The following is a 25,566-nucleotide window of genomic DNA, read 5'->3' as shown; positions in this document are numbered from 1 at the left end:
GTCGGCGGCTACGATCGCCGGGCCATGAGCGCCACGTTGATCGCCAGGGACCTGTCCGCCGGGCACGGTGACCGGCAGCTCTTCACCGGGCTGGACCTCGTCGTCGCGCCCGGCGACGTGGTCGGTCTGGTCGGCGCGAACGGTGCCGGCAAGTCGACGCTGCTGCGGATCCTCGCCGGCACCGCCGCGCCCGAGTCCGGCACGGTCACCCGCAACCCGCCGACCGCCACCGTCGGGCTGCTGCCGCAGGAGCCGCAGCGCCGACCGGGCGAGTCGGTACGCGACTACCTGGCCCGCCGGACCGGGGTGGCGGCGGCGCAGCACGACCTGGACGCGTCGACGCAGGCGCTGGCCGACGGCCGGGCCGGCGCCGACGACGCGTACGCGGTGGCGCTGGAACGCTGGCTGGATCTCGGCGGCGCCGACCTGGCCGAACGCGCCGAGCAGGTGGTCGCGGACCTGGGTCTGACGGTGACGTTGGACCAGCCGACGACGGCGCTCTCCGGCGGCCAGGCGGCCCGCGCCCAGCTCGCGTCGCTGCTGCTCAGCCGCTACGACGTGGTGCTGCTCGACGAGCCGACCAACGATCTGGACCTGGCCGGGCTGGCCCGGCTGGAGCAGTTCGTCACCGGGCTGCGCGCCGGTGCCGTGCTGGTGTCGCACGACCGGGAGTTCCTGGCCCGTACGGTGAACCGGGTGGTCGAGCTGGACCTGGCCCAGCAGCAGGTCAACCACTACGGCGGCGGGTACGAGGCGTACCTGGCCGAGCGGGAGGTGGCCCGCCGGCACGCCCGGGAGGCGTACGAGGAGTACGCCGACACCCGGGCCGGGCTGCAGGCCCGCGCCCGCACCCAGCGGGCCTGGACGGACAAGGGGGTCCGCAACGCCCGTCGCAAGGCCAACGACAGCGACAAGTTGACCACCAACGCCCGGACCGAGGCCGCAGAGAAGCAGGCGGCGAAGGCGCGGCAGACCGAGCGGATGATCGAGCGGCTGGAGACCGTCGAGGAGCCGCGCAAGGAGTGGGAGCTGCGGATGGAGATCGCCGCCGCGCCCCGGTCCGGCGCGGTGGTCGCGGTGCTGCGCCAGGCGGTGGTACGCCGGGGCGGGTTCACCCTCGGCCCGGTGGATCTGCAGATCGACTGGGCGGACCGGGTGGCGATCACCGGGCCGAACGGGTCCGGCAAGTCGACGCTGCTCGGTGCGTTGCTGGGGCAGCTGCCGCTGGACTCGGGCGAGTCGTGGCTCGGCCCCGGGGTGGTGGTCGGCGAGATCGACCAGGCCCGCCAACTGTTCCTGCGCGACGAGCCGGTGTTGGACGCGTTCCGGGCGGCGGCCGACCTGGCCCCCGCCGAGGCCCGTACGGTGCTGGCGAAGTTCGGGCTGCGGGCCGACCATGTGCTGCGGCCGGCGGCCACCCTGTCGCCGGGCGAGCGGACCCGTACGGCGTTGGCGTTGCTGCAGGCGCGCGGGGTGAACCTGCTGGTCCTCGACGAGCCGACGAACCATCTGGATCTGCCGGCAATCGAGCAGTTGGAGTCGGCGCTGGCGTCGTTCACCGGCACGTTGCTGCTGGTCACGCACGACCGGCGGATGTTGGAGTCGGTGCGGGTGACCCGGCGGATCACGCTGGGCGGCGGCGGCCCCGCGTTCCGGTCGATGCTGGACCTGTCCCTCGACTAGGGGCAGGACCAGGGGGTACGACCGGGTTGCGGGGCCGCTGCCGATCAATCCGGGTCAGCGGCGGTTGCCAGCGGCAGTCCGGCTCAGCGTCGGTCGTCGTCCGGTGTCGGTTGCGGCAGTTGCTGGTAGATGTCCGGGATTCCGTCGCCGTCGCGGTCCTGCCGTTCCTGTTCGGAGATCCGCCGGTAGACCTTGTTTCGCCGGCTGAGGACGATGGCGGCGAGCAGCGCCGCGGTCAGCGAGCCGATCAGGACGGCCGCCTTGACATGGGCGTCGCGTTCACTGCCGGCGCCGAACGCCAACTCGCCGATCAGCAGCGAGACGGTGAACCCGATACCGGCCAGCAGGGACACCCCGAGCAGGTCGACCCATTTCAGCCCGCCCAGGTCGGCGCGGGTGAAGCGGGTCATCAGCCCGGTGGCGCCCAGAATGCCGATCGTCTTGCCGAGGACCAGACCGGCGATCACGCCGATCGCCACCGGATCGGTCAGCACCGAGCCGATGCCGCCGTCACGCAGCGACACCCCGGCGGCGAAGAAGGCGAAGACCGGCACGGCGAAGCCGGCGGAGACCGGCCGCCACCGGTGTTCGAAGTGCTCGGCCATGCCGTGCTGCTCGCCCTTGCGGGGCAGCACCGGCACCATGAAGCCGAGCAGTACGCCGGCGATGGTGGCGTGTACGCCGGAGGCGTGCATCAGCGTCCAGGTGATCGCGGCCAGCGGGATCAGCGCCCACCACCAGGTCCTGCCGAACCGCAGCAGCAGCGCGAAGGCGAGCAGCGGTAGCAGGGAACCGGCCAGTGCCAGGAAGTTGACCTGTTCGGTGTAGAAGAACGCGATGATGGTGATCGCCAGCAGGTCGTCGACGACGGCCAGGGTGAGCAGGAAGGCGCGCAGGCCCTGCGGCAGGTGGGAGCCGATGACGGCGAGCACGGCGAGGGCGAACGCGATGTCGGTGGCGGTGGGGATCGCCCAGCCGCGCAGCGCGCTGTCGCCGGTGTTCAGGTTGATCAGTACGTAGATGAGCGCCGGCATGGCCATGCCGCCGATCGCGGCGATCACCGGTAGCGCGGCCCGGCGTGGGCTGCGCAGTTCACCGGCGACGAACTCGCGTTTGAGCTCCAGACCGACCACGAAGAAAAAGATCGCCAACAGGCCGTCCGCCGCCCAGTGCGCCAGGTCGACGTCCAGGTGCAGCGGTGCCCCGCCGGGCCAGGGCACGAACTGGCCCAGGTCGGTGTAGGCGTCACCCCACGGTGAGTTGGCCCAGATCAGCGCGATGACCGCGCCGAGCAGCAGCAGCCCGCCGCCGACGGTCTCGGTGCGGAGCACGTCGCCGATGAACTTGGCTTCCGCCCAGGAGGAGAGCTGGAACGGACGCCGGGACTCCGGCGGCCTGGTTGAGTCCGACTTTTGGCTCGATCCGGACTTGTCGCCGGATCCGGAGGCCTTGGTGGGGGTCGGGTCGGTCATGTAGAGAACTCCACCTCCACGTACATGCAGCAGGTACAGCGACGCCGGTCCTGGTTGACCGGCGCGTCGATGATGATCACACTATCCGTTCCGGCACGGTTACCGAAGGTCTCCGGTTGGCGATGCCGCCGCCGGACAACCTCCGGCACCGGTTGTGCCGTACCCCGATTCTTCCAAGGTCATGTCGCGCTGACCAGCAAGTGCGGGGTCTCTCACCGGCCCCGGCCGGTGCCGCAGCCAGAGTTCGAGTTGAAGCAATGTGTAGATCTCGCCAGCGTGGTCCAGCCCGGCCTGGTGCTCGTCGAGCAGCCGGCGGACCGCTGCCGGCTGGAACAGACCACGGTCCTGGAAGGTCCGGTCGGTGAGCAGGTCCCCGGCGAGTTCGCGCAGCTCGGCCCGCAGCCAGCTGGCCAGCGGTGGCCTGGCGTCCACCGAATCGGAGGTGACCACCCGGCCCGGCAACCAGCCGGCCGCCGCCCGCCGCGCCAGGTTCCGCCGCCGCCCCGGCACCTTCCACGATGCCGGCAGGCCGGCCACCCACTCGAGCAGTCGGTGGTCGAGCAACGGTGCCTGCAGCCGTAGTCCCGCGCCGGCCGACACCGTCGACCACCGGGCGAGTACGTCGCCGGGCAGGTATCCGAGTAGATCCGCACCGGTCATCCGGACCGCCTGGGAGTCCCCCGACGAGGCGAGGTAGGCCGCCTCAGCCAGCAGGCCGCTGTCCACGTTGGCGAGTTCGGCGCGCAGCCGCGCCGGGTAGAGGGCGTTCTTCTGCTCGGCGCTGCACTCGGCGACGATCCGTGCGTACCGGGTCGGCGGTGGGCAGCCGGCGACCTCCAGCAGCCGGCCGAGCCGACGCACCGGGGTCCCGGCCGTGCTCCGCCGCACCAGCGCGGCCCCGGCCCGCTGCAACCCCGGCAGTCCGGCCGGCCGCTGCGGCCAGCCGTTGAGCCAGCCGAGCAGCAGGTGGTGCGGGAACCCGCCGTACAGCAGGGCACCGCCGAGGCCGCAGAATGCCTCCGCCCGTCGCACCCCGGCGTACCTGGCGACCAGGTAGGCCGGGATCGCGGCCGGGCTGGCGAACGGTTCATCGAACAGGCCGGCGATCTGCTGCGGTACGGCCGGATCGAGCCCGGTCACCAGATACTCCTGGTGCTCGGTGCCGAGCGCCCGGGCGACGGCTCGCGCCGCCGCCCGCTGGTCGAGCCGGGGTTCGCCGAACCCGACGGAGCAGGTGTGCGCCCTGACGCTGGTGCTGCGGGTCACGGCGGCCGCGACCAGCGTGGCGCTGATCCCGCCGGAGAGCAGCACCTGCGGCGGCCCGGTAGCCGGCAGCCGGGAACGCACGGCGTCGACCAGCCGTTCGCGTAGCTGCTCGGCGGCCTGGTCGATGCCCGGTGCCGACGGCCCGGCAGCGGCGTCGAGTGTCCAGTAGCGACGGGTGGTGACCCGCCCGTCCGCCCAGGTCAGCGACGTGCCCGGGGGAAGCTTGCGGATGCCGGCGTAGATCGTCCATGGCGCGGGGACGTACCGGTAGGTCAGGTAGTGGTGCAGTGCGACCTGGTCGAGCTCCTGGCTGGCATGCGGATCGGCCAGCAACGCCCGCAGCTGCGAGGCGAAGGTCAGCCGGTCGCCACTGAGCCGCCAGTACAGCGTCCGCTCGCCGGTCCGGTCGGCCGCCAGCAGCAGCTGGTTCCGGTCGCGGTCCCAGACCGCGATCGCGAATTCGCCGGTCAGCTGGGTGACGGCCGCCGTACCGTGCCGCTGGTACAGGTCGAGCAGGTCGGGTTGGGCGGTGCAGCTGACCGCGACCGCGTCCGTCGTGGCCGCGTAGTACGGCGACCGACCCGCGGAGTACGGCGACCGACTCGCCGCCCGGTCGCCGTCGGACCAGCGGGCGACGATCGCCGCTCGGTCGTCCAGGTAGCGACCGGTCTGCTGAAGGTCGTGCGGGGTGCAGGCCAGGGCGAGTTGGTCGACGCCCTCTTGGCGGCCACCCACATCACCGACAATACCGACTATTGCTGACATATTGTGACGCTAACCCGGTTGGCTGCGCCGGGTGCCGAGTTGTCGATCCGGCTCACCCGACGACGCCGTTCAGCCCGTGTCTCGTCTAGATTTCGCCGATTGGAGTTATAGATCCCTAATGTCTGGTTAGCCTGGGTCTCTCAGCGATCGCGATCGAGAGCCAGAGGTGACCACATGACCGGGCGACCTGACGATCAGGACAATCCGGAACCCGCCCGGGAGAACTGGGTTGACCTGCCCGCGCACGACCAGAGCCAGCACCGCCCCGCCACGGCGGACGACGACTGGGCCGAGTCACACCAGTGGACCATCGACCAGCAGCACGACCAATGGGCCACGACCGACCAGGCGTACGGCCAGTGGGCCACGACCGCCGACCAGCCGCAGTGGTCGGCGGACCAGCCGCAGTGGTCGGCGGACCAGCCGCAGTGGTCCGACCGGCAGCCGGGGGTCTCAGCGACCAGCCCGGTGACGTTGGCCCGATCGGGCGCCGGCGTTGGCCAGCACCGGCGGCCACCGGCCCGGCACGGTCGTCGCCGGCTGCGCCGCATCGCCCTGCTCGGCATCACCGGCCTGGTGGTCGCCGCCCTCGCCGGGGTGGCCGGGGTGGCCGTCGTCAGTCACTACTACCTCGGCGAGATCAAGCGGATCCCCGACCCGTTCGCCACGATCCCGGCCGACCAGCGGCCGGCACCGACGCCGGAAGGGCTGACCGTGCTGCTCGCCGGCATCGACAGCCTCGCCTCCAGCGCCACCGGCGCGGACTCCCCCGCCGGGCCGTACGGCCGGACCGACTCGCTGATGGTGGTCCGGATCACCGCCGACCGGGAGCGGGCGTACGTCGTCTCCATCCCCCGCGACTCGTGGGTGCCGGTCCCCGGGCACGGCAACCTCAAGATCAATTCTGCGTACGCGCTCGGTGGTGCCAGCCTCGCCGTACAGACGGTCGAGAACGTGACCGGGCTGCGCATCGACCACGTCGCCCTGATCGACCTCGTCGGGCTGCAGGACCTGACCGACGCGGTCGGTGGGGTGACCGTGGATATCCCGGCCGGGACGCCCGGACCGAGCCTGCAGTCGACCTGGCCCGCAGGACTGCAACGGCTCAACGGCGAGCAGGCCGTCCAGTACGTTCGCCAGCGCCACGGCCTGCCGGAGGGCGACTTCGACCGGATGCGCCGCCACCAGAACTACCTGCGCGCGCTGCTCGACGAGACCCTCGACCGGGACACCCTGACCAGCCCGCGACAGCTCGGCGCGCTGCTCGACGCGATCACCGCGACCGTCACCGTCGACGACGGCCTGACCAACGACAAACTCCGGCAGCTCGCCTTCGACCTGCGCAAGATCCGCAACGACGTCCGGTTCGTCACCGCCCCGGTGGCGGACACCGGGTACGTCGGCGACCAGTGGGTGATGTGGCTGGACCCTTATCAGGGTGTCGGCTTCTGGACCGCGGTGCGCGACGACACCTTGGAGCGGTACATCGAGCGGTACGGCGCCGAGCAGCTCGACTCGGTCGTCCGTTGACCGGACCGACCCACCGTCGGCCGAACCCACCTACACCCGGGTCGTCTCGCCTGACGGACGGGCCGCTGGTGCCCGGTTCGACCACCACCGGGCCAGGGCCGCGCAGACGATCAGCTGGATCTGGTGGAAGATCATCAGCGGTAGGACCAGCATGCCGAGCAGTTGCGGGCTGAACAGCACGGCCGCCATCGGCAACCCGGTGGCCAGGCTCTTCTTGGCGCCGCAGAAGACCGTCGCGGCCCGGTCGGCGTGGTCGAAGCCGAGCAGCCGGGTGACTCCGAACAACAGCCCCATCACCACCGCCAGCAGGGCACCGACGGTGGCGCCGAGAACCAGCAGCTGGCTGACGGCGATCTGCTGCCAGATCCCGGCGACCACACCGGCGCTGAACGCGGTGTAGACCACCAGCAGGATCGAGCCCCGGTCGACCACCGAGGTCAGGCTCTTGTGCCGGCCGATCCAGTCGGCGGTCCACCGTCGGGACAACTGACCGGCGACGAACGGCAGCAGCAGCTGCCCGACGATCGATCCGATCGAACCGGCGGTCAGCCGCAGGTCACCGGTGTTCTGCATGAGCAGCACGGCGAGCAGCGGGGTGAGCGCGACCCCGACGATGTTGGAGAACGACGCGCTGAACACGGCGGCCGGCACGTTGCCCCGGGCGATCGAGGTGAACGCGATCGACGACTGCACCGTCGAGGGGACCACGCAGAGGAAGAGGACCCCCTGGTAGAGGTCGGCCGGCAGCAGTTGCGGGCTGATCACCGCGACGGCCAGGCCGAGCAGCGGGAAGACCACGAAGGTGGTGCTCAGCACCACGGTGTGCAGGCGCCAGTGCCGGGCGCCGGCGAGGGCCGCCGCCGGGGCGATCCTGGCCCCGTGCAAAAAGAACAGCAGGGCGATGCCGACGCTGGCGACGACACCGGCGACCGAGGCGGCGGTGCCGCGGACCGGGAGCAGCGCGGCGAGCGCCACGACGGCGAACAGCATCGCGATGAACGGGTCGATGATCAGCCAGCGGGGCCAGCGCATCCGGGTGCTCCAGGTGAACAGGGGGCGGTCCACCCATTCTGAGCGGCTGCCGATCAGCGGGAAAGCTGATCAACGCACTGACTGTCATCGCGTAACGCGATAACATGCAGGTCGTGTACGAGCCCGTCCAGCTGCGCAGCTTCCTGGCGGTGAGCCAGTTGCTGAGCTTCACCCGGGCCGCCGAGCGGCTCGGTCTGCGGCAGTCCACGGTCAGCGCGCACGTACGGCGGTTGGAGGAGACGGCCGGGCGGCCGCTGCTGCTGCGCGACACGCACACCGTGCAGCTGACGGTGGACGGCGAAGCGATGATCAGCTTCGCCCGGGACATTCTCGACGCGCACGACCGGGCCCGCCGGCATTTCAGCACCACGGTGGTACGCGGCAAGCTGCGGCTCGGCGTCTCCGAGGACCTGATCTCCAGCTATCTGCCGGACGTGCTGCAGACCTTCCGCCGCCGCAACCCGCTGGTCGACGTCGAGCTGACCGTGGCGCTGAGCGGCACACTGCACCAGTTGCTGGACGCCCGGGCACTCGACCTGGTCTTCGCCAAACGTCTGACGGGCCAGTCCCGGGGCACCCTGGTCTGGCGTGACCGGCTGGTCTGGCTGGGCGCGGCGGACCAGCCGACGCCGCCGCGGCGGGCCGTCGGGGAACCGGTGCCGCTGGTGGTCTACCCGCCACCGAGCATCTCCCGGGCGCAGGCGCTCGCCGCGCTCTCGTCGGCCGGTCAGCCGTGGCGGATCGCCTGCACCAGCGGCAGTCTCGGCGGGCTGGTGGCCGCCGCCCGCGCCGGTCTCGGCCTGCTGCCGCACTCGGCCCGGCTGGTGCCGGTCGGCCTGACCCCGGTGGCCCCGGCCGATCTGCCGCCGCTGGGCGAGGTGGAGTTCATCCTGCTGTCCCGTCCGGACGCCGATCCGGCGGTGGCGACGGCGGTCAGTGAGGCGGTCGGGGCCGCCGGTCGGCCGGCCGTCGGCGGTCGGGGGCGGACTCCGCGTACCGCCGGCTGACCCCAGGCCGGACCGCAGTTCGACGGATCTTGCTGCAAGCTGAGACCAGATCTTGCAGCCCGATCCGGGACCGCCATCTGAAACCCTAAGCTCCCGGCCGAAACAAGCTGTTCACAGCGAGACATCTGATTGTTACCCTCACCACACGCCTGGAAGTGCTTGCGAACCTTGCAGGATCTTTCAGGGCCAGGCCCTGCTGCCTGCCTCCTCGCAGGCAAGCCATCACCAGCATTGGAGCGCTGATGTCCGTGCCCGGATCGACCGTGTCCAGACCGGTGGCCACCGCCGTGGCGGCCGTCCTCGGGATCCCGTTGGCCGTCACCCTGACCGCGCCCGCCACCGCCACCGCAACGCCCCGCGCAGCGGCCCCGGCCGCGACCGCCGAGACGACCGCCACCGCTGTCGGCAACGGCGACGCGATCGTGCACCTGTTCCAGTGGCGGTGGAACTCCATCGCCGAGGAGTGCGAGACAACACTCGGCCCGGACGGCTGGGGTGGGGTCCAGGTCTCCCCACCGCAGGAGCATGTGGTGCTGCCCAGCGCGGAGGGCGCCAGCTACCCGTGGTGGCAGGACTACCAGCCGGTCTCGTACCGGATCGACCAGACCCGGCGCGGCGACCGGGCCGACTTCGTCGACATGGTCGAACGCTGCCGGGACCAGGGCGTCAAGATCTACGTCGACATGGTGCTCAACCACATGAGCGGCACCGGATCGGTCGGCAGCGGGCCGGGCAGCGCCGGCACCGTCTACCGCAAGTACGGCTATCCCGACCTGTTCGGCGACGGCTCCGGAGACAGCTACGGCTACGCCGACTTCGGCCCCTGCTACCGCACCATCAGCAACTGGGGCAGCAAGACCGAGGTGCAGGACTGCGAGCTGCTCGACCTGGCCGACCTCAACACCGCCGACCCGGAGGTACGCCGCAAGATCGCCAAGTACATGAACTCGGTGATCGCCCTCGGCGTAGCCGGGTTCCGGGTGGACGCCGCCAAGCACGTCCAGGAAGCCCACCTGGCGGACATCATCTCCCGGCTGGACGACGTGCCCGGCTTCGGCGGCCGGCCCGACCTGTTCCACGAGGTGTACGGCGACGCCACCATTCCGTACACCGCGTACGCGCCGTACGGCAAGGTCACCAACTTCGACTACCAGCGGGCGGTCGCCGCGGCCTTCCGCGACGGCAACATCGCCCAGCTGGCCAGCCTGCCGGACTACGGCGGGCTGACCGGCGACCAGGCTGTCGTCTTCATCGACAACCACGACACCCAGCGAGCCACCCCGACGCTCACCTACCAGGACGGCGACCGCTACTACCTGGCCGACGCGTTCATGCTGGCCCACCCGTACGGGACCCCGCAGTTGATGTCCAGCTACGCTTTCGGCCCGGTGGTCGCCCAGGGCCCGCCCAGCACCGGCGACGGCACCACGCTGCCGACCGACTGCGCCAGCGCCGAGTGGATCTGCGAGCACCGCGACGAACAGGTCGCCGGAATGGTCGGTTTCCGCAACGCCACCGCCGGCGCCGGCATCGGCGGCGTCGTCACCGACGGCAACGGCCGATTCGGCTTCGCCCGCGCCGACCGCGGGTACGCCGCGTTCAACGCGACCGGCAGCACCTGGAGCCGCAGCTTCGCCACCGGCCTGCCGGACGGCCGGTACTGCAACGTGGCCCGGGGCACCTACCGGGCGGACAGTGGCACCTGCACCGGTGGCACGATCGCCATCACCGACGGCGGCTTCCACGCCGACATCCCGGCGAACCGGGCGGTGGCACTGCACGTCGCGGCGCGGCTCGACTGCACCGACCCGGCCGGCTGCGGCCCGGTCGACCCGCCCCCGGGCGACGGCACCCCGGTCACCGCCGCCGTGCAGACCACACCCGGCCAGCAAGTACGGGTGGTCGGCTCACTGCCCGAACTCGGCTCCTGGGACCCGGCCGGCGCGGCGCCACTGAACACCGACGCGGCCAGCTACCCGACCTGGACCGGCTCCGTCGACGTCCCGGACGGTACGGCGTTCGAGTGGAAACTGGTCAAGGTGGCGTCGAACGGCGCGGTCGAGTGGGAAGCTGGCGCGAACCGCACCGGCGTCGGCGGCACCCCGCTCACCGCCATCTGGGGCCAGCCCGGCTCCGGCGGAGAGCAGCCGGGCACCGTCGCGGTCACCTTTGACGTCACCTCGACCACCTGGTACGGCCAGGACGTCCTGGTCGTCGGCTCGGTCCCGGCGCTGGGCTCGTGGGACCCGACCCGGGCGGTCGCCCTCGCTGCGGACGACTACCCGGTCTGGTCGGGCAGCGTCACGCTGCCGGCCGGTGAGTCCTTCGAGTACAAATACGTCAAGCGGGCACCGGACGGCACCGTCGACTGGGAGTCGGGCGGCAACCGCAGTGCCACCCCGGCCGGCGACGCGACGACCCTCACCGACACCTGGCGATGACCAAGCGGTGTACGGCGGACCGGCTCCGCGCGGTCCGCCGTACACCCGGTGGCCGAGCTGATAGCCTCGGCCCAGGTGGACGGACCGGCTGCGGACGCCTGCCGTTCGGGAGGTCACCGGTGCGAATCGGGCCGCGGGTAGCAACCGTCGTAGTCAACTACCGGCACTACGACGACACTGTTCGTTGCCTCACCTCGCTGCAGGCCAGTGACACCGCCGACCAGCGGGTGATCGTCGTCGACAACACCGAACAGGAGCACCACGGGCCCGATCTCACCGACCTGCTGGATCCGGCCGTGGAGGTCGTCTCGGCCGGTGACAACGTCGGCTTCGCCGCCGGCTGCAACATCGGGATCCGGGCCGCTCTGACGTCGTCCGCCGAGTTCGTCTGGCTGCTCAACCCGGATGCGGTCGTCAGCGCGGAGACGTTGACGCGCCTGCTGCAGACCGCCGAGGAGCACCCGGACGCAGGGATCGTCGGCAGCCGCATCCTCGACGGCGGACACCCGGCCCGCATTCTGTTCAACGGCGGCGTGATCAAGGGCCACGGGTCCACGTACCACGCCGACGCCGGGGTGTTCGATCCGGCCGCGCCGGACGGGACGGTACGCGACGTCGACTACGTCACCGGCGCGTGTTTCCTGATCCGGCGGGAGACGCTACGCCAGATCGGTCTGCTCTCCGAGGACTACTTTCTCTACTACGAGGAGACCGACTACTGCCTGCGTGCCCAGCAGGCCGGCTGGCGCACCGTCCTCGCGCCCTACGCCCGGGTCTGGCACTACAAGCGGTCGGCCGGCAGGTACCCGCCGCCGTACTACGTCTACTACATGTGCCGGAACCGGTTGCACTTCAGCAAGCGGTTCTTCACCGCCTCGCTGAGCGAGATCGAGTCGGAGCTCGAGGCGTTTGCCACCTGTTGGCTCCAGCAGGTCGCCACCCATGCCCCGCAGTTGCGCGTCGGCTACGAGAAGCTCGTCGAACTGGCTCTCGCCGACGGCCGGGACGGTCGCCTCGGCCGCCGCGACGACATCGACGCACTCGTCTGCGGCTAGCCGGAGACGACGAGCCCGATCACCAGCCGGAGACGAGCGGATCGCCAGCCGCGCCGGGCCCGACGGCTCGCCAACCAGATTTGACGCGGTTGCTGTCGCTTCGCCGCCGATCACCCCGTTGATCCAGTAAAGTTGCTGTTCAGCCACCCCCTGAGCCCCGACTACGCACCGCCCGGCCGACGAGGCCCACGGCGCACCCGCGGAGACGGACTTGAGCAGATACTCCTACAGCTTCGAGCCGGAGGACACCAACAACACCGCCGCCGCCGTCTACCGGCTGGCGGCGAGCGGTGGCCCCCGGGTACTCGACCTCGGTTCGGGGCCGGGCGTCGTCTCCGGCATGCTCGCCACCGTCGCGGGGCGCACCGTCACCTGCGCCGACGTCGACACCGAGGCGCTCGCCGAGGCCCGGGCCGGCGGCGTACAGGAGACGGTGGTCGTCGACCTGCGGGAACCGGACTGGCCCGGCGTGCTGGCCGGCCGCGAGTACGACGTGGTGATCCTCGCCGACGTACTGGAGCACCTGATCGAGCCGGGTGCCGTGCTGCGCACGCTGCGGGACGACAAGATCCTCGCTCCGGACGGCCTCCTGGTCGTCAGCTTCCCGAACATGGCGCACGAGTCGATCATCATCCAGTTGATGACCGGCAACTTCGAGTACACCAGGACGGGCCTGCTGGACTCGACCCACCTGCGCTTCTTCACCCGGACCAGCATGCAGACGCTGCTCGAGTCGAACGGGTTCCTGGTCAGCGCGACACACCGGACGATCCGGTCCGCCGAGCAGACTCCGCACCGGGCCCGCGCCTTCGAGATCAGCGCCGAGCTGCGCCGGGTGGTGGCCCAGCTCGGAGCGGAGGCCGAGACCTACCAGTACGTCGTGGAGTGCCGGCCGTCCACCGAAGCGGTCCGGATCAGCCTGACCGAGCAGCGGCTCACCGCCGAGCATTCGGCCCACCTCGACGCGCTGGCCGTCAACGAGCGGCTGGCCGCGCAACTCGACGACCTGCAGCACCGGCACCGGCAGCTGGACGAGCAGTTCCGCCTCGCCCAGGACCTGGTCGGCCAGGAACGACTCGACGCGCTGCAGGCCCGTGAGACGCTGCGCCGGGCCGAGCAGGAACGGACGCAGTTCCAGGCAAAGCTGAAGGACTCGCAGCAGAAGGTCAAGGAACTGCAGGAGACGGCCACCAGGCTGCAGACCCGGATCAACAAGATGACCAACAGCAACACGTACCGGGCCGCAAAGATGGTCCGGTACGTGTTCCGGCCGAACGAGGGCCTGCGGGCCGTCAAACGCCGACGGAGCCGGTCGACCAACCGACGCGCCACGGCCGGCACCGGTGCCGGTGCCGACAGCTCGGAGGGCCGCAGGGCGCCGGCCACCAACGTGCCGGCCCAGTTTCGGGGGCTGACCGCTGATCCGGTGCTGTGCGACGCCTACCGGCGGGCCTGCGGGCAGGACCGGTTCCACCGCTCGGACGCGGCGAAGGTGGTGTTCTGCGTCTCCACCGTCGACCTGGACGCCGGCCGTGGCGACCTCTACGTCGCCGTCGGAATCGGCCGCTACCTGCAGCGACACGGCTACGAGGTCGCGTACCTGCCGGCGGAGCGCTGGACGGACCTGCCGCCGGAGACCGACGTGGCGGTCGCCATGATCCCGACGTTCGACCCGCTGACCGTACCGGACCGCTGCCGGATCGTCGCCTGGGTCCGCAACGAGACCGACCGCTGGCGGGAGCATCCGCACCTCGCCCTGTTCGACACGGTGGTCGCCTCCTCGTCCGCTTCGGTCAGCCGGCTGCGCGAGCACTACGACGGGCCGGTCGGGTTGCTGCCGCTCGGGGTGGACACTGAGCTGTTCACCCTGCCCGGTGCCGACCAGGTCCGCGGTGGCGCGGTGACGACGGTCAACTCGTGGGGCCGGGAGCGGCACCTGTACCAGTGCCTGCGCGGGGTGGACATCACCTTCCCGTTCGTCGTCTTCGGCGAGCAGCGCGGGCTGAATCCGTACTTCTCCCGGTACGCCGGCGGCCCGACCAGCTATTTCAACCTGCCGGGCCTGTACCGGCGGGCGCTGCTGGTGCTCGACGACCTCAACCACACCACCCGGCCGTACGGCAACGTCAACTCCCGGCTGCTGGAGAGCCTGGCGGCGGGCGCGCTGCCCCTGACGAACTGCCGGATCGGACTTGCCGAACTCGGGCTGGCGGAGCTGCCCACGTACAGCGACGCGGCCGGCCTCGGCGACCTGATCGCCCGGCTGACCGGCGACCCCGCCGGCACCGTCGCGCTGGCCGGCCAGCTGTCCGCAGTGGTACGCGAGCGGCACTCGTTCGCCCGCCGGGCGGCGGACCTGCACGCGGTGATCGGCGGCCTGGACCCGCAGCCGCGCCGGGCCAACAGCCGGTTCGTCGGCACGTACCCCTACTACCTGGACAATCCGTACCAGCAGCTGCTGATGTCGGGTCTACGCGACGTCGGGGTGCGGTGGTTCCCGGTCGCCGACGCCGTCCGGGTCTCCGCCGCCCCGCACCTGGCCGCCGGTCGGCTGGACAACTACGTGCTGCACGTGCACTGGACCGACCCGATCGTGCACCCGGCCACCGACGCCCAGCAGGCGGCGGCGCGGCTGGCCGAGTTCAAGAACCGGATCGCCGACCTACGGCGTCGGGGCGGCCGGCTGATCTGGACCATCCACAACGTCTTTCCGCACGAGTGGAAGTTCCCGGAGGTGGAGAAGGAACTGGCCCGGTACCTCGCTGCCGAGGCCGATGTCGTGCACCTGCTCTGCCCGGAGACGGTGGCGGCGACCGCGCCACACTATCCGTTGCCGCCGGAGAAGGTCCGGATCGTGCGGCACAGCAGCTACCTCGGGGTGTATCCCGACTCGGTGAGTCGACTCGCGGCCCGTCGCCGGTTCGGGTACGCCGCAGACGACCACGTCCTGCTGTTCTTCGGTGGGATCCGACCGTACAAGGGGGTCAGCGAACTGCTCGACGCGTTCAACGCGGCCGGTGAGCAGGATCCCCGGTTGCGGCTGGTCGTCGCGGGGGCGCCGAAACGGCTCGACCCGCGCGACGGGCTGGCCGAACGCTGCGACGGTGACCCCCGGATCACCGCGATGTTCGATCCGGTCCCGGACGACGAGGTCCAGTTCTACTTCAAGGCCTCGGACACAGTGGTGCTGCCGTACCGCACGGTGCTCAACTCGGGCAGCTTCCATCTGGCGGTCTCGTTCGGCCGCCCGGTGGTGGCGCCCCGGGTGGGCGCGTTGACCGCACTGCTCGATCCGGCGTACACCATCGGCTTCGATCCGGCGGCCCGCGACGGGCTGACCGACGCCCTGCTGGCCTCGACCAATCTGCGCGGCAGACACGTGGAACTGGCGGCCCGGGCCGCCGCCCGCAGCTACCAGTTCGGCGACATGGCCCGTGACTACGCCAAGATGGTCACCGAACTGTTCGAGGCCCCACCCCTCGACTGAGCCGGTGGCCTTGGCGACCGCCCGTGCACTGGGCTGCCTACCAATGTGGAGGGCACATAGGATGATTACTACGATCGACCGGTGATAATCCGACGTACCGCCCAGGTTGTCCTGATCGGACTACTGGGCGTAATCATCCTGCCTGGAACCCCGCCCGCCGGCGCCGACGAGACCACCGAGAACCTGCGGATGCAGCTGGTCCTGGACGTCAGCGGCTCGATGCGGGAGCCCGACATGAACGGCCAGACCCGGATGGCCGTCGCCCAACGCGCGTTCAACGAGGTCGTCGACGCCGTGCCGGCCGGCACCGACCTGGGCATCCGCGTCCTCGGTGCCACCTACCCCGGCGACGACAAGGCACTCGGCTGCCAGGACACCCAGCAGATCGTGCCGGTCGAGCCGGTCGACCGTGACCAGGCGAAGGCCGCGATCGCCAGTCTGCGGCCCACCGGCTTCACCCCGATCGGGCTGGCGCTGCGGGAGGCGGCCAAGGATCTCGGCTCCGGTGAGACCGCCCGCCGCATCGTCCTGATCACCGACGGCGAGGACACCTGCGCCCCGCCCGACCCGTGCGACGTAGCCCGGGAACTCGCCGCCCAGGGCACCCGGCTGATCGTCGACACGCTCGGCCTCACCCTCGACGACAAGGTCCGTCAGCAACTGGTCTGCATCGCCGGGGCCACCGGCGGCACGTACACCACCGCGCAGAGCGCCGACCAGCTCGCCGACCGGATCAACCAGCTGGTCGACCGGGCCCAGGACACCTACACCCAGACCCCGGAGCTGGTCACCGGCAGCACCGACTGCACGGCGGCACCGCTGCTCGCGGCAGGTGTCTACACCGACCGGGAACGCTTCGAGGAGCACCGCTGGTACCGCGTACCGATCCGAGCGGACCAGGAGTTGCGCGCCTCGGTGAGCATCGCGCTGGACCGACCGGTGAACCGGGACTACGGGATCCTGCTCCGCGCGGTCCATCCCAACGGCCGTGAACTGGTCCGGGGTACCGACGCCGGCAGCGGCCGGACCGACGTACTGTCCACCGGCCTGCGCTGGTCCGCCGGCCCGGAAGACGACCGGGCGGACGACACCGACCAGGCCGACGGCACCGACCAGGCCGACGGCACCGACCGGGCCGACGCCGACCGGGCCGACGACCCCGATGGAACTGCTGACCTGGCCGGTACTCCGTCCGCCGCCGCGCCGACGGCCGCCGGCGTGGAGCCACCGCCCTCCGAGGTCTGCCTGGTGGTCAGCAACTCGTTCGCCGCCGTCGGCGGGGCCGGTGACGCCCCGGGCATGCCGATCGAGCTCACCGTCGATCTGGTCGCCGCCTCCCCCACCCCGGAAAGCCCGGGCCTGGGCCGCGGCTGGCTGCTGCTGATCGTGCTCAGCCTCGCGGGGCTGGTCACCGGAGTCCTCGCCGGCTGGCTGACCCGCTGGTGGACCACTGTCTGGAAGGAGAGCTGAGTTGACCCGCCGTACATTCCGGCTGACCCGCACCGGCCTGGCCGTCGGTGCCGCTGGCGCCGCCGTCCTTCTCGTCGCGACCCCGGCGGCGGCCGACGGCCCCACCCCGGCACCGGCGGAGGCCACTCTCACCAAGGCCGGTACGTCGTTCCTCACCGCCGCGGCGGTCCACATCGACCAGCCGGTCCGGGTCTCCGCCGCGACCGGCGAGTACCTGTACTGGTCGTTCCCGGCCCAGGCCGGCCAGACCAGCTCGATCGCGGCAACCGTGACCCTCGCCGACCCGGCGACGCGCAGCGGCGCGTCGACCTGGACCATCGACGTGTTCGACGGGCTGCGCCGCCGCCAGCCGTGCACCGCGGGCATGCAGGCACCCGTCGGCTCCGCCACCGACCGGCAGGTACGGGCGGGCTGCGTACTGCGGCAGGTCCGGGCCTGGGCGGAGCCGTGGTCCGCCGATCCACTACCCGGCACCTACTACGTCCGGCTCTCCGTCACCGACCTGCCGGAGCAGGACCTCGGTCTGCCGGTGCAGGTCGAGCTGCAGGTGAGCGCCGACGTGTCGGGCGACACCAGCCCGGAGGGCGGCCGGCTGGCGGCGCCGCTGACGCCGACCGTACGGCAGGGGGCGGTGCTCGCCAGCGATGCCGTTGCCGGCGACCCGGTCGCCGCCGGACAGGTCAGCGATGAGTCCTGGTGGGAGGGCGTCGTCGGCTGGTTCAGCGGCTGGTTGCCCGGCCTGACGAGTCGGTGGATCTGGACGGTGGCCGGTGGTGTACTGGCCGCCGTCGGTGGCGTGGTCGGCTTCGGGCTGACCCGCCGGCCGCGTCGCCGGACCGGCCCCGCCGCAGCCGGCTGACCTGCTGACCGGTTGCGGGCTCCGGCGGCCCAGCCGGTGGACTCGGTCGGCCCGGCCGACGGCACGGTCAGCCGGCGGCCGCCAGCCGGCGCATCGGTTCGGCCGGCAGCCGGCGTCCGACCGCCACCACCGGCCGTCCGGCGGGCCTACCGTCACCCGCACCGGCGGCGGCCGGGTCGATCTCGGTCAGCAGCCGGCGGAACAGCGTCGGGCGGTCCACCCGGATCACGGTGCTGCGCCCACTGCGCTCGACGACCGTGTGCGGCAGCGCCAACGCCGGCGCGGCACTTCGCAGCAGCGCCGCCGCCGGGGTGCTCACCGAGATGGCGAGCACCCCGGCGGTCCGGTCCGCCGGAGCCAGTAGCGCGGCCATCCGCCAGACGGCCAGCGCAGCGGGGTAGTGCGCGGCCGCCAGTCCGGGACTGCCGAGCATCCGCCGCCCGTCGCGCCACGCGCCGGCCAACGCCCGCAACACCCGGTGGTACCCGTCCGAGGACACCTCGACCCTGGTCAGCGACGTGGCTGCACCGACCGGGCTGGTCACCGACCAGGTGATCGTGGACAGCAGGCGAGCGGTCCGGGCCGCCGCTGCCGGCTGCTCGGTCTGCGCCACCGGTAGCTGCCGGTCCGCGGTGGCCGGCGCCGCCCCCAGCCGACGCCAGCCGACCGGCCGCCGTTCGTTCCAGCAGAACGCGGCCTCCAGCAACGGGTACGCGCCGAGCGGGCCGGCCGCGACGGCGCGCAGCACCTTCTCGGTGCCACCACCGGGCCGGTTACCCGCCCCGGGGCAGGCGTCGCCGGCACCGCCACTGCCAGCCGTGGTCGGTAGGGTCATGACTGAACTCCTCTGCCACGTTCACGGACGCGCCCGCCAGGGGCGCACAGGTCAACTTGCCGGGATGGACCGCTCCGCCACGAACCGGCCCTGCTGGACGCGGAACGCCCAGACCACCACCGACGACGCCACCAGCTCACCGGTGCCGGTCCAGGCGATCCGGGTGGTGACCCCGGGCGCGTCGTAGTCGTCGACGAACGCCGCCATCGCGGCCCGGTCACCATGTCCGGCCTGGATTCCGGCGAGAAACACCGTCGCCGCGTCGTACGACTCGGCGGAGTTGGTGCCCGGCTCCACCCCGAAGCGTTCCCGGTAGCGCTGCGGGAACTCGGCCCCGGCCCGCTCCGGCGGCAGGCAGGGGCAGGTGATCACCACCCCGGTCTCGGCGTCGTCGCCGGCCTCGCGGAGAAAGCCGTCCGCCTTCGCCCCGTCACCGGCGACGAAGGTCGCCGGGATGTCGGCCGCGCGGAGCTGGCGGCGCAGCCGACCGGCTTCCGCGTAGTAGCCGCCGTAGAAGACCACGTCGGCGTCGGCCGAACGGATCTGCCCGACGACCGCACTGAAGTCGGTCGCGCCGGCGGCGACCGTCGCCCGCTGCACCACCTTGGCGCCGAGTCCGGCGGCCACCTGGTCGGCCAGCCCCTGGCCGTACGCCCCGCCGTCGTCGACGACGAACACCGCCGTGCCGCCCAGCGCCTGGTCGATGTACCGACCGACGGCACGCCCCTGCGCGGCGTCGTTGCCGACCAGCCGGTGGAAGGTGGACCAGCCGCGTTCGCTCAGTTCGGTACGGGTCGCCGAGGTGGTGATGGTGGCGACGCCACCCTGGTCGAAGATCGGCAGTGCCGCTTCGGCCTCGCCGGAGAAACCCGGACCGACCACCCCGATGATGCGCGCGTCGTTGACGATCTGCTGGGCCAGCGCGGGGGCCTGCTTCGGGTCGCCCTGCGAATCGAACTCGACCAGCTCCACCGGGCAGTCCGGATGCTCCGCCCGGTACTGGTCGAAGGCCAGGCGGGCTCCGTCGCGGACGTTGCCGCCGAGATCGGCCGAGTCGCCGGAGAGCGGGCCGAGGACCGCGATGCGGCTGCCGCAGGCGCTGGCCGGTGCCGTCTGCTCGCCGCCGCCGGCAGCGACGCATCCGGTCAGCACCGACAGCAGGCCGAGCACCGCCGTCGGCCGCAGCAACGTGCGCACGTCCACCTCCTGGACCCGGTCGGACCCGCCTATCCTGCTGGTAGGAGCGTGAGATTTTGATGAGACGGTTGATCTCGGGCGCGGTGCTGACCCTCACCGGGTTGGTCCTCACCGGGTGCAGTGACCCCGGGGCCGGGACCCCGGCGGGTGTCTCCGCCGCGCCGTCGTCCACCGCGACCGGCACCGCGTTGTACGCGGTCGACTCCCGGACGCTGGACGAAATCGTCATCGACGCGCAGGGGTTCGTGCTGTACCGGTCCGACCGGGACACCGCGGCACCGACCTGGTCCGCCTGCGAGGGACAGTGCCGGCAATCCTGGCTTCCGGCCCCCTGCGAGGGCGAGGTACGGGTGGAGGGGATCGACCGGCAGCTGGTCGGCTGCTTCGACCGGTCCGACGGAACCCGGCAGCTGAGCCTGGCCGGCTGGCCGCTGTACGGGTACGCCGGTGACCGGATGCCCGGCGACGCGAACGGTCACGGCCAGTCGGGCAGCTGGTTCGCGATCCGCCCTGACGGCGGCAACGCGGTCTACGTGCCCTGATCGGGTGCTCCCGGCACGCTGGCCTGTCCGCTCGGGCATACCGCCCTACCCGCCCTGACCGCCGGGCAGCCGCAGCCGGGCCTCGGCACCGCCGCCTTCGGCGTTGACCAGCCGCAGCTGTCCGCCGTGCAGTTGCGCCACCCAGCTGGCGATGGCCAGCCCGAGCCCGGTGCCGTCCTCGGTGCCGCTGCGGAACCGCTGCTCGGGCGCGGCGGCGACGGCTTCGCTGAGCCCGGTGCCACGGTCGCGTACCCGTACCGTCGGCGGTCCAGGGGTGACCTCGAGCCGGATCTCGGCCGGCTGGTCGGCGGCCCGACCGTGCTGGACCGCGTTCTGAATCAGGTTGCGCAGCGCGATCCGGACCAGCGCCGGGTCGCCGTACGCCACCACCGCCTCGGTGACCGGCACCGCGCGGTGCGGCGCGACGACGGTGTCGGTCAGCACCTCCTCGGCCAGTTGGTCCAGGCGAAACAGCTCGCGGCGCAGGTCGCGCAGGCCGGCGACGAGCTGGGCCCGGGTGAGCAGGACCGAGACCGAGTCGGCGAGCCGGTCGGCGGAGCGCACCACCTGGCGCAGCGCCGCCGGGCGGCGCTGCGGCTCGGCCAGCGCGGTCTCGGAGACGGCACGGATCACGGTCAACGGGGTGCGTAGCTCGTGCGCGGCGTCGGCGACGAACCGTTCCTGCTGGTTGAGCGCGTCGGCGATGGGCTCGGTGCCGCGGCGGGCGAGCAGGTAACCGCCGGCGCAGGCCAGCGCGGTGAAGCTGACGCCGCCAGCGACCAGGGCCAGGGCCAGCCGCCGGTTGGCGGTCTCGGCCGGCCCGGTGTCACCGAGCACGACGACGGCGCCGGCAACCGCCCCGGTGACGGCGTGCTCGAACGGTACGGCGAGCAGTGGGGTGGAGGTTTCGGCGGTGTCGCCGACCCCGCCGGCGAGCTCGGTGCCGGAGGTCCAGACCGTCCGGGCCGGCGCCAGCAGGTTGTCCGGCGGTACGACCGGCAGCCGGGCCGGATACGCGAAGACCAGGCTGAGGTCGGCCCGGCCGGCCTCGTAGACGTAGACGGCGGTGGTGCCGTTGGCGACCGCGTTGTCGAACAGTTTGTCGAGCTGCAGCGCCCCGGACTCGTAGTAGAGCAGGGCGGCGGCGGTGCTGGCGGTACGCCGCAGCTCGGCGGCGACCACCTCGTCGCGCTGCCGCCCGTCGACCAGCAACGCGACGGCACCCATCCCGGCCAGGCCGACCACGTTGATCGCCATCACCAGCAGCGTGATCCGGATCCGCAGGTTACGCAGCCGGTCGGCGGTCTGCAGCGGCTTGCCACCCCGCCGATCGCGGCGGTTCACGACGGCACCCCGCCAATTCGGCCGGCGGTCACGACGGCGCCCCGCCAACCCGGTAGCCGACCCCGCGTACGGTGTGAATCAACTGCGGCTCGCCGAGCTTGCGGCGCAGCTGGGCGACCACCGCGTCCACCACGTTCGAGCTGGGGTCGGCGAGCTCGTCCCAACAGTGTTCGAACAGGTCGCTGCGGCTGGCCACCGCCGGGCGCCGGACCAGCAGCATTTCAAGTACGGCGAACTCCTTGCGGGTGAGCGTCAGCAGGACGCCGGCGCGGCGCACCTCCCGGCGGGCGGCGTCGACCTCCAGATCCGCCACCCGCAGCAGCGGTGGGGTGGTGGCGCCACGGCGTCGGCAGAGCGCCCGGACCCGCAGCACCAGTTCGGCGGTGACGAAGGGCTTCACCACGTAGTCGTCGACGCCGGCCTGAAACCCGGCGATCCGGTCCCCGGCGCTGTCCAGCGCGGTGAGCACCAGGGCCGGTGTGGTGAGCCCGGCCCGCCGTCGGTGGCCGAGCTGGTGCAGTGAGTCGCCTTCCGGAAGGATCCGGTCGAGCACCAGGCAGTCGTAGTCGTTGATGCTCATGCTCAGGTCGGCCTGGCTCCAGTCGGCCGCCTGGTCGACGGCGGATCCGCCGGAGCGCAGCGCGGTGACGACGGCACTGCGTACCTCGGGGTCGTCCTCGACCACCAGCACCCGCATGCGGGCGAGGCTAGCAAGCCGCCGTCACCAGCGCGTCTTCGACGAGGGTCAACCCGAGGACGCGCACCGGTCGCCGTTGAGCAGGAAGTCCGTCGGCGGCGGGTTGCTCGCCGAGTGCCTGACCACGAAACCGAGCTGTACGCTGCCGCCGGCCGGGATCCGGCTGTTCCACGGCGTGTTGGTGACGGTGATGTCCGGCGGGACCAGGTCGACCGGTAAGGGCCCGGCCCGACCGTCGCCGCAGATCGGGCGCGGCAACCCAGCCACTGCCCAGGCCCCAATACACAACGAAGCCTGCCGATGCATCGACAGGCCGGGCAGCGCTGTCGGACAGATCGGCGTCGCGGTCCTGACTTGTTGGCGATTCCCCGCCGTAACAATCGAGGACTAGCGTGGGGACGGGGAGGGCAACCCCCGTCCCCACCATCAGTTGCTGAACACGCACGAGCGGTCTGGCGTCCGGGTCGTGCGTGACGCGCGGGAGCCGGGCCACGCGAGTGGCTCTGGTTCCACCTCCTCTCGACAGGTGGTGCGCGGGCTGGCGGCGGAGTCCGGGCTTGGCCCGCCGCCAGCCTCGGGAGCTGTGCGGTTGACACGGTGATGTCGCCATCGCCGCGCCACGCGTCGACTACTTCAACGTGGGCACATCCATCGATGGAAGCGCTCCCATGCAGGGACTGTAGCCTGAGTCACGAGTTTGCGAAAGTCCGGCGGCTGATCAGCTCACGAAATGAAGGTGTGATGAGGCGTTCACGCCCATGTTCACCGGCCGAACTGCTGAACCGCCGTGGTTGCCCCGGCGACGATCAGCAGCGCATCCGGCGGGATCAACGTCTCAGGTCCCGCGTACCTCAGCTGCCGGTCCCGCTCCTTGATCCCGACCACCGTGATGCCGTACCGCTGACGTAGCCGGCACTCGGCCAACGTCCGGCCGGCGGCGTCCGGCGGGGCGCAGACCTTGGCGATGGCGAACCCGTCGTCGAACTCGATGAAGTCGAGCATCCGACTGGCCAGCAGGCGGGCTACCCGGTCACCCATCGCCGCCTCCGGAAGGATCACATGGTGCGCGCCGACCGAGGCGAGGATCCGGCCGTGCTTGGCGGTGACCGCCTTCGCCCAGACCTCCGGGACATCCAGCTCGGTCAGCGCCACCACGGTGAGGATGCTGGCCTCGACGTCCGAGCCGATGCCGACCACCGCGCGGGAGTAGTCGGCGACGCCACACTGGCGCAACGCCTGGTCATCGGTTGAATCCGCCTCGACCACCCTCGGCAGCCGCTCGGACCAGCGATGCACCCGTTTGGGATGCTCGTCGATGCCCAGCACGTCGTGGCCGAGGCGGAGCAGAGACTGGGCGACCTGACCACCGAACCGGCCGAGGCCGATCACCACCACGCTGTCGGCGTCCGGCGGCCCGACCGGGGAATCGTCATCTCTCACCGAAGATCCGTCCGACGCTACGACTTTCCCGCTTTTCCTCATACGCACTGTAGTCAGCCGCTAACCTCGGCGCAGCGATACCGACCCCTGACGACTTGTCGTACGCCGTCGAACGCAGAAAGTGGACATCACCGAAAGTCGTTGGCTGGTAACGGATTTTTCCAGCTCAGTCAGGATTGTCGAGGTGTTGATGCCGGTGACCAATCCGGTAAGCTTGCCGGCGGTCTTCGCCAGGCGGCGCCCACCGGTGCCGGCGGTGACCGCCGCCCAATCGCCCTCCGGGGTGAGCCGGGGAACCACGTTTCCACCGGGGTGAATCCGCGCCAGCGGTAGGGATCGTTCCGTCCCGAACCCGTCAGCTAACTCGGTCGGCGGCCAAGGAAAGGAACAGGATGACCGCACCCCTCCGCCGGCGGATTCCGACGGCCGCGGCCCTCGCCGCCGTCGCCGCCCTGCTCGCTGGGTTCGTCGTAGTGTCGCCAGCCGCCGCTCAGGATCCGGATGACGAAGGCGCCCCGCCACTGCTCAGCGAAGTGCTCGAATCGACCGGCCGGGGCTTCGTCGAAGCCAAGGCGGCGGTCGACGAGTCCCGCAAACGCCAGTTGAAGCTCAACCTCGAGTTGGAAAAGGTCGAGGAACGGATTTCCGCGCTGACCCCACAGATCGGCCAGGTCGCCTCCAACTCGTACCGTCTCGGCCGGATCACCCCGGTGATGGTCCTGCTCAACAGCGCGGACCCGGACGAGTTGCTGGAACGCGCCGAAGGCCTGGACATGATCGCCATGCACGACAACAAGCGGATTCGGGAGCTCAACGAGGCACGCGAACAGGCAGCTCGGGCAGTCGCCGCGATCGACGCCGAAGTGGCCCGCGAGGAACAGCAACTCGAGGCAATGGCCCGGCAGAAGGAAGAGGCCGAAAAGGCCCTGCAACTGGTCGGCGCGGTCGCCACCAACGGGTTCGTCTCGGCCACCTCGCCGGTCGCCGCCCAGGCGCCGCGTAACTCGGACGGTTCCTGGCCGTCCCAGTCGTGCAGTCTGGACGACCCCACCACGAGCGGCTGCATCACTCCGCGCACCATGCACGCGCTGAACGAAGCGAAAAAGGCCGGCTTCACCCGCTTCGTCTCCTGCTTCCGCCCCGGTGGGCCGTTCGAGCACCCCAAGGGGCGGGCCTGCGACTTCTCCGCCCAGCAGCAGGGGTTCGGCGGCGACGCCTTCGGCGACGACCGGCTGTACGGCAACAACCTGACCGCCTTCCTGGTCCGCAACGCCGACAAGCTCGGCATCCTCTACGTCATCTGGTACCGCCAGTTCTGGTCACCGACCACCGGTTGGAGTTCGTACAGCGGCGCCAACGGCGATCCCAACAGCGACCACACCAACCACGTACATCTGTCCCTGCTGTGACCTGACCTCCTCTCCTCGTGCGGTGCCGGGTCGGC

General features: G+C 71.4%; 19 protein-coding genes and 1 riboswitch. Of the genes, 10 read left to right on the top strand and 9 right to left on the bottom strand.

Features of this window, described 5'->3' with window-relative positions; translation table 11 throughout:
• Positions 1-24: 24 nt before the first annotated feature.
• Complete coding sequence (locus ACFHW1_RS00465) at positions 25-1,683, top strand: ABC-F family ATP-binding cassette domain-containing protein (RefSeq protein ID WP_416551190.1); 1,659 nt, start codon at positions 25-27, stop codon at positions 1,681-1,683.
• Between the two features lie 83 nt (positions 1,684-1,766).
• On the opposite strand, the gene nhaA is transcribed toward ACFHW1_RS00465, so the two are convergent.
• Together nhaA and ACFHW1_RS00455 are read right to left on the bottom strand one after the other, a co-directional pair.
• The gene (nhaA, locus tag ACFHW1_RS00460; protein ID WP_416551189.1) at positions 1,767-3,155 is read right to left on the bottom strand and encodes a Na+/H+ antiporter NhaA; all 1,389 of its coding nucleotides are present in this window, start codon (positions 3,153-3,155) and stop codon (positions 1,767-1,769) included.
• Between the two features lie 99 nt (positions 3,156-3,254).
• The gene (locus tag ACFHW1_RS00455; RefSeq protein WP_416551188.1) at positions 3,255-5,156 is read right to left on the bottom strand and encodes an asparagine synthetase B family protein; all 1,902 of its coding nucleotides are present in this window, start codon (positions 5,154-5,156) and stop codon (positions 3,255-3,257) included.
• Between the two features lie 204 nt (positions 5,157-5,360).
• On the opposite strand from ACFHW1_RS00455, the gene ACFHW1_RS00450 reads away from it, so the two are divergent.
• Positions 5,361-6,716 carry an LCP family protein gene (locus ACFHW1_RS00450; protein ID WP_416551187.1) on the top strand — a complete coding sequence of 452 codons (1,356 nt, stop codon included), beginning with the start codon at positions 5,361-5,363 and terminating at the stop codon, positions 6,714-6,716.
• A gap of 30 nt (positions 6,717-6,746) precedes the next feature.
• On the opposite strand, the gene ACFHW1_RS00445 is transcribed toward ACFHW1_RS00450, so the two are convergent.
• Complete coding sequence (locus ACFHW1_RS00445; protein WP_416551186.1) at positions 6,747-7,781, bottom strand: bile acid:sodium symporter family protein; 1,035 nt, start codon at positions 7,779-7,781, stop codon at positions 6,747-6,749.
• A gap of 80 nt (positions 7,782-7,861) precedes the next feature.
• Here ACFHW1_RS00445 and ACFHW1_RS00440 point away from each other — a divergent pair, with 80 nt between their 5' ends.
• The 6 genes from ACFHW1_RS00440 to ACFHW1_RS00415 all read left to right on the top strand — a co-directional run bounded on the left by ACFHW1_RS00440 (position 7,862) and on the right by ACFHW1_RS00415 (position 18,067).
• The gene (locus ACFHW1_RS00440; RefSeq protein ID WP_416551185.1) at positions 7,862-8,755 is read left to right on the top strand and encodes a LysR family transcriptional regulator; all 894 of its coding nucleotides are present in this window, start codon (positions 7,862-7,864) and stop codon (positions 8,753-8,755) included.
• 263 nt (positions 8,756-9,018) lie between these two features.
• Positions 9,019-11,196: a carbohydrate-binding module family 20 domain-containing protein gene (locus tag ACFHW1_RS00435; RefSeq protein ID WP_416614606.1), complete on the top strand. Its 2,178-nt coding sequence runs from the start codon at positions 9,019-9,021 to the stop codon at positions 11,194-11,196.
• 119 nt (positions 11,197-11,315) lie between these two features.
• Complete coding sequence (locus tag ACFHW1_RS00430; RefSeq protein ID WP_416567839.1) at positions 11,316-12,251, top strand: glycosyltransferase family 2 protein; 936 nt, start codon at positions 11,316-11,318, stop codon at positions 12,249-12,251.
• A gap of 211 nt (positions 12,252-12,462) precedes the next feature.
• The gene (locus tag ACFHW1_RS00425; RefSeq protein ID WP_416551182.1) at positions 12,463-15,738 is read left to right on the top strand and encodes a methyltransferase domain-containing protein; all 3,276 of its coding nucleotides are present in this window, start codon (positions 12,463-12,465) and stop codon (positions 15,736-15,738) included.
• Positions 15,739-15,819: 81 nt separating this feature from the next.
• Complete coding sequence (locus ACFHW1_RS00420) at positions 15,820-17,208, top strand: VWA domain-containing protein (RefSeq protein WP_416551181.1); 1,389 nt, start codon at positions 15,820-15,822, stop codon at positions 17,206-17,208.
• Between the two features lies 1 nt (position 17,209).
• On the top strand, positions 17,210-18,067 hold the full coding sequence (locus tag ACFHW1_RS00415) for a peptidase (protein ID WP_416551180.1): 858 nt from the start codon (positions 17,210-17,212) through the stop codon (positions 18,065-18,067).
• A gap of 67 nt (positions 18,068-18,134) precedes the next feature.
• Here ACFHW1_RS00415 and ACFHW1_RS00410 read toward each other — a convergent pair whose 3' ends face one another.
• Both ACFHW1_RS00410 and ACFHW1_RS00405 read right to left on the bottom strand, forming a co-directional pair.
• Positions 18,135-18,902 (bottom strand): hypothetical protein, encoded by a 768-nt coding sequence (locus ACFHW1_RS00410; protein ID WP_416551179.1) that lies wholly within the window; start codon positions 18,900-18,902, stop codon positions 18,135-18,137.
• A gap of 51 nt (positions 18,903-18,953) precedes the next feature.
• Entirely contained in the window at positions 18,954-20,099 is a 1,146-nt protein-coding gene (locus ACFHW1_RS00405) for a branched-chain amino acid ABC transporter substrate-binding protein (RefSeq protein ID WP_416567840.1), read from the bottom strand.
• 59 nt (positions 20,100-20,158) lie between these two features.
• Between ACFHW1_RS00405 and ACFHW1_RS00400 the strand changes: the two genes are divergently transcribed.
• Positions 20,159-20,641 carry a hypothetical protein gene (locus ACFHW1_RS00400; RefSeq protein WP_416551177.1) on the top strand — a complete coding sequence of 161 codons (483 nt, stop codon included), beginning with the start codon at positions 20,159-20,161 and terminating at the stop codon, positions 20,639-20,641.
• A gap of 45 nt (positions 20,642-20,686) precedes the next feature.
• On the opposite strand, the gene ACFHW1_RS00395 is transcribed toward ACFHW1_RS00400, so the two are convergent.
• The 4 genes from ACFHW1_RS00395 to ACFHW1_RS00380 form a co-directional block, all read right to left on the bottom strand.
• The gene (locus tag ACFHW1_RS00395; RefSeq protein WP_416614604.1) at positions 20,687-21,985 is read right to left on the bottom strand and encodes a sensor histidine kinase; all 1,299 of its coding nucleotides are present in this window, start codon (positions 21,983-21,985) and stop codon (positions 20,687-20,689) included.
• A 28-nt stretch (positions 21,986-22,013) separates the two neighbouring features.
• Positions 22,014-22,682 (bottom strand): winged helix-turn-helix domain-containing protein, encoded by a 669-nt coding sequence (locus ACFHW1_RS00390; protein ID WP_416614602.1) that lies wholly within the window; start codon positions 22,680-22,682, stop codon positions 22,014-22,016.
• Positions 22,683-22,730: 48 nt separating this feature from the next.
• Positions 22,731-22,940, bottom strand: coding sequence for a cellulose binding domain-containing protein (locus ACFHW1_RS00385; RefSeq protein ID WP_416551174.1), 210 nt, complete (start codon positions 22,938-22,940; stop codon positions 22,731-22,733).
• Between the two features lie 504 nt (positions 22,941-23,444).
• Entirely contained in the window at positions 23,445-24,122 is a 678-nt protein-coding gene (locus tag ACFHW1_RS00380) for a potassium channel family protein (RefSeq protein ID WP_416551173.1), read from the bottom strand.
• A gap of 254 nt (positions 24,123-24,376) precedes the next feature.
• A riboswitch (cyclic di-AMP (ydaO/yuaA leader) is annotated at positions 24,377-24,512 on the top strand.
• A gap of 2 nt (positions 24,513-24,514) precedes the next feature.
• Here ACFHW1_RS00380 and ACFHW1_RS00375 point away from each other — a divergent pair.
• The gene (locus ACFHW1_RS00375; protein WP_416567841.1) at positions 24,515-25,531 is read left to right on the top strand and encodes a coiled-coil domain-containing protein; all 1,017 of its coding nucleotides are present in this window, start codon (positions 24,515-24,517) and stop codon (positions 25,529-25,531) included.
• The last annotated feature ends 35 nt before the right edge of the window (positions 25,532-25,566 follow it).

Source organism: Micromonospora sp. LOL_014 (assembly GCF_048060245.1).
Lineage (GTDB): Bacteria > Actinomycetota > Actinomycetes > Mycobacteriales > Micromonosporaceae > Micromonospora_E.
This window is presented reverse-complemented; position numbering and strand designations above follow the sequence as displayed.

Coding starts and splice junctions, on each gene's coding strand:
- ACFHW1_RS00465 (WP_416551190.1), top strand. CDS start 25: ATGAGCGCCACGTTGATCGCCAGGGACCTGTCCGCCGGGCACGGTGAC.
- nhaA (WP_416551189.1), bottom strand. CDS start 3,155: ATGACCGACCCGACCCCCACCAAGGCCTCCGGATCCGGCGACAAGTCC.
- ACFHW1_RS00450 (WP_416551187.1), top strand. CDS start 5,361: ATGACCGGGCGACCTGACGATCAGGACAATCCGGAACCCGCCCGGGAG.
- ACFHW1_RS00410 (WP_416551179.1), bottom strand. CDS start 18,902: ATGACCCTACCGACCACGGCTGGCAGTGGCGGTGCCGGCGACGCCTGC.
- ACFHW1_RS00400 (WP_416551177.1), top strand. CDS start 20,159: ATGAGACGGTTGATCTCGGGCGCGGTGCTGACCCTCACCGGGTTGGTC.
- ACFHW1_RS00390 (WP_416614602.1), bottom strand. CDS start 22,682: ATGCGGGTGCTGGTGGTCGAGGACGACCCCGAGGTACGCAGTGCCGTC.
- ACFHW1_RS00375 (WP_416567841.1), top strand. CDS start 24,515: ATGACCGCACCCCTCCGCCGGCGGATTCCGACGGCCGCGGCCCTCGCC.